We start from the raw sequence: 3,927 nt of genomic DNA, 5'->3' as shown, positions 1-3,927 counted from the left end.
CCGGCCTGCCGCTGCAGGACATGGAGTTCGTGCAGTTCCACCCGACCGGCATCTACGGCGCCGGCTGCCTGATCACCGAAGGCGTGCGCGGCGAAGGCGGCATACTGCGCAACTCGGTGGGCGAACGTTTCATGGAGCGTTACGCGCCCAACGCCAAGGACCTGGCTTCGCGCGACGTGGTGTCGCGCTCGATGACCATCGAGATCCGCGAAGGCCGCGGCGTGGGCCCGAAGAAGGACCACATCCACCTCGACCTCACGCACCTCAATCCGGCCGACATCCACGAGAAGCTGCCGGGCATCGCCGAAACCGCCAAGATCTTCGCCGGCGTCGACGTCACCAAGCAGCCGATCCCGGTGCTGCCGACCGTGCACTACAACATGGGCGGCCTGCAGACCAACTACCACGGCGAAGTGGTCACCCTGAAGAACGGCAACCCGGACACCGTCGTCGAAGGCCTGTACGCCATCGGCGAGGCGGCCTGCGTGTCGGTGCACGGTGCCAACCGCCTGGGTTCGAACTCGCTGCTCGACCTGGTGGTGTTCGGTCGCGCGGTGGCCAACCGCTGCGCCGAGACCATCAAGCCCGGTGCGCCGCACAGGTCGCTGGCGCCGTCGGCCTGCGACAAGTCGCTGGCCAACCTCGACAAGCTGCGCAACGCCGGCGGCGGCACGCCGACGGCGGTCATCCGCGACAACATGCAGCAGGTGATGCAGAACAACGCCGCGGTCTTCCGCACCGGCGAAACCCTGCTCGAGGGCGTTCAGAAGATCCGCGAGGTGCACGACTCCTTCGCCGACGTGCGCGTCTCCGACCGTTCGATGGTCTGGAACTCCGACCTGATCGAAACCCTGGAACTGCAGAACCTGCTGGGCCAGGCCGTGGCGACCATGGTGTCGGCCGAGAACCGCAAGGAGTCGCGCGGCGCCCACGCCCGCGAGGATTTCTCCGAGCGCGACGACGACAACTGGCACAAGCACACCCTGTGCTGGGTGGACGACGCGGGCAAGACCCGCCTCGATTACCGCCCGGTGCACATGTACACGCTGAGCAAGGACGTGGACGTCGTCCCGCCCAAGGCCCGCACCTACTGACCTCCTGGATACCCGAAAATGGCTGAGTTCACCCTCCCCAAGAATTCCAAGGTCGGCAAGGGAAAACATTTCGCGGCCCAGGGCGCGAAGAATGTTCGCACCTTCAAGGTCTACCGCTGGAACCCGGACGACAGCGCCAACCCGCGCACCGACACCTACGAGGTGGACATGGACGCGTGCGGGCCGATGGTCCTGGACGCCCTGATCAAGATCAAGAACGAAATCGACCCGACGCTCACCTTCCGCCGATCCTGCCGAGAAGGCATCTGCGGTTCGTGCGCGATGAACATCGACGGCACCAATACGCTGGCCTGCACCAAGGCGATTGATGACTGCGGCAAGAAGGAAGTGCCGATCTACCCGCTGCCGCACATGCCGGTGGTGAAGGACCTGGTGCCCGACCTGACGCACTTCTACGCGCAGTACGCGTCCATCAAACCCTGGCTGCGCACGCAAAGCGCGGCGCCGGCCAAGGAGCGCCTGCAGTCCAAGGAAGACCGCGCCAAGCTCGACGGTCTGTACGAGTGCATCCTGTGCGCCTGTTGTTCGACCAGCTGCCCGAGCTACTGGTGGAACGGCGACCGCTACCTGGGCCCGGCCGTGCTGCTGCAGGCCTACCGCTGGATCGTCGATTCGCGCGACGAGGACACCGGCGCCCGCCTGGACGACCTGGAAGATCCGTTCAAGCTCTACCGCTGCCACACCATCATGAACTGCACGCGGACCTGCCCGAAGGGCCTGAACCCGGCCAAGGCGATCGGCGAGATCAAGAAGCTGATGCTGCAGCGGCGGGGCGCCTGATCATGGAGGCCCGCGACCTGCTGTTGCCGGGTTTCGCCATGGCGGCCCTTACCTTCGTGGTGATGGGGCGCATGGGCGTCGAACGCCTGGGGCAGCTGGCCCGCGAACGCATCCATCCGCAGGCCGTGGCCACGTCCGCGCAGATGGCCGCGCGCATCAAGGACAGCCGGGCCGCGGACAACTTCCGCAACCTGTTCGAGCTGCCGGTGCTGTTTTACCTGGCGCTGCTGGTCGGCGCGCAGCTTGACCTGGCCTCGCCGCTGACCGTGGGTCTGGCCTGGGCCTTCGTGGCCCTGCGGGTGGTGCACAGCGCCATCCACTGCAGCTACAACAAGGTGCGCCATCGTTTCCTGGCCTACATCACCGGCGGCCTGGTGCTGGTGGTGCTCTGGGGCGTGCTGCTGGCCGGGGTGCTGTGAGCGAAGACGCCGAGCTACGCCGCCTGCGCTGGCGCTGCCGGCGCGGCATGCGCGAACTCGACCAGCTGATGCTGCGTTATCTCGACGGCCGTTGGCCGGTCGCCGACGAACCGGAACGGGCCTTGTTCCTACGGCTGATGGACACCGAGGACGATAAGCTCTGGCGCTGGTTCATGGGCCGCGAGCGCCCGGAGGACACCGGCCTTGCCCTCATCCTTGCCTTGCCGCATTGACTGGCGACCTTCGCGTTGGCTGGTGGGCGCCCTGTGCGCCCTGGCCGCGCTGGCGGCGCTGTCGGTGATGGCCAGCGGTTTGCCGGCGCTGCTCAAACCCATGTTCGCCGTCATCGCCGGCCTGTATGGCCTGGCCATGGCAAGACGCGAGGCCCTGCGGCGGCCCGTTTCGCTGGACCTGGCGGGCGCGACGCTGGTCCTGCGCGAACAGGGCCCCTTGCTGCGCCTCCAGGCGGGCACCGCCGGCGGGCAAGGCTGGTCGCGCACCTGGTGGCCCGATACGCTGTCCACCCCCGACCGCCGCCGGCTTCGGCTCGCCGCGTCCGTCAGCCCCCGTTCCGGAATCCACCTGCCTTCCATGGCAGCCTAGGCCCCCATGCTCCCAAACCTCTCCCTCGCCATCGGCCTGCGTTACCTGCGGGCCAAACGCCGCAACGGCTTCATATCCTTCATCTCGATGGCCTCGATCCTGGGCATCATCATCGGCGTGATGGCCTTGATCACCACCATTTCGGTGATGAGCGGCTTCCAGCAGGAATTGCGCGACCGCATCCTGGGCATGGTGGCGCACGCCACGGTGTCGGGCCTCGGAGGCCCGCTGCAGGACTGGCCGCGCGCGGTCGAACTGGCCGGCCAGGACCCGCGCGTGGTCGGCGCCGCCCCCTACATCGAAACCGAATCCCTGCTGCAGGGCCGCTCGCGCCGGGGCGCGATCATCCGCGGCGTGCTGCCGTCGCTGGAACCGCAAGTTTCCGAACTGGCCAACAAGATGGTGCAGGGCAGCCTCGACGACCTGCAGGCCGGCGAGTACCGCATCATCCTGGGCCGCGAACTGTCGCTGCTGGTGGGTGCCGGCGTCGGCGACTCGGTCAACGTCTACATTTCCGAAGCCACCGTGACGCCACTGGGCGCGATGCCGCGGGCCCGCCGCTTCGAGGTAGTCGGCATCTTCGAGGCCGGCGCGCAGGAATTCGACCTGGGCATGGCCCTGGTGCATCTCGAAGACGCCCAGCGCCTGGGCCGCATGGGCGACGGCGTCAGCGGCGTGCGCCTGAAGCTGGTCGACCTCTGGGAAGCCTGGCCGGTGGCGCGCGACCTGGCCGACCGCATGCAGGGCCATTACCGCGTGCGCGACTGGACCCGCGACCACGCCAATTTCTTCCGGGCGCTCAAGCTCGAAAAGACGGTCATGTTCATCCTGCTGTCGCTGGTGATCGCCATCGCCGCCTTCAACCTGGTGTCCTCGCTGGTGATGCTGGTGCAGGACAAACAGTCCGACATCGCCATCCTGCGCACGCTGGGCATGTCACCCGGGGCGGTGATGCGGGTGTTCATCGTGCAGGGCATGGTGATCGGCGTGCTGGGCATCGGCATCGGCGT

Annotated in this window: 6 protein-coding genes; all 6 read left to right on the top strand. The window is 67.4% G+C overall.

Annotation, left to right across the window (positions count from 1 at the left end):
• On the top strand, positions 1-1,094 hold a 1,094-nt coding region (locus tag AACZ35_RS13045), incomplete at its 5' end, for an FAD-binding protein (RefSeq protein ID WP_339829993.1).
• Between the two features lie 18 nt (positions 1,095-1,112).
• A complete protein-coding gene (locus tag AACZ35_RS13040; RefSeq protein ID WP_339829991.1) occupies positions 1,113-1,895 on the top strand; it encodes a succinate dehydrogenase iron-sulfur subunit in 783 nt (260 codons plus the stop codon).
• 2 nt (positions 1,896-1,897) lie between these two features.
• The gene (locus AACZ35_RS13035; protein ID WP_339829989.1) at positions 1,898-2,314 is read left to right on the top strand and encodes an MAPEG family protein; all 417 of its coding nucleotides are present in this window, start codon (positions 1,898-1,900) and stop codon (positions 2,312-2,314) included.
• The gene (locus tag AACZ35_RS13030; protein ID WP_339829987.1) at positions 2,311-2,547 is read left to right on the top strand and encodes a succinate dehydrogenase assembly factor 2; all 237 of its coding nucleotides are present in this window, start codon (positions 2,311-2,313) and stop codon (positions 2,545-2,547) included. The genes AACZ35_RS13035 and AACZ35_RS13030 overlap by 4 nt, the downstream gene beginning before the upstream one ends.
• Complete coding sequence (locus AACZ35_RS13025; RefSeq protein ID WP_339829985.1) at positions 2,531-2,917, top strand: hypothetical protein; 387 nt, start codon at positions 2,531-2,533, stop codon at positions 2,915-2,917. Before AACZ35_RS13030 ends, AACZ35_RS13025 begins: the two co-directional genes overlap by 17 nt.
• 6 nt (positions 2,918-2,923) lie before the next feature.
• The coding region (locus AACZ35_RS13020) for an ABC transporter permease (protein WP_339829984.1) at positions 2,924-3,927 on the top strand (1,004 nt) is incomplete at its 3' end.

The sequence above is a fragment of the uncultured Arenimonas sp. genome, from assembly GCF_963976025.1.
Lineage (GTDB): Bacteria > Pseudomonadota > Gammaproteobacteria > Xanthomonadales > Xanthomonadaceae > Arenimonas.
This window is presented reverse-complemented; position numbering and strand designations above follow the sequence as displayed.

Coding starts and splice junctions, on each gene's coding strand:
- AACZ35_RS13040 (WP_339829991.1), top strand. CDS start 1,113: ATGGCTGAGTTCACCCTCCCCAAGAATTCCAAGGTCGGCAAGGGAAAA.
- AACZ35_RS13035 (WP_339829989.1), top strand. CDS start 1,898: ATGGAGGCCCGCGACCTGCTGTTGCCGGGTTTCGCCATGGCGGCCCTT.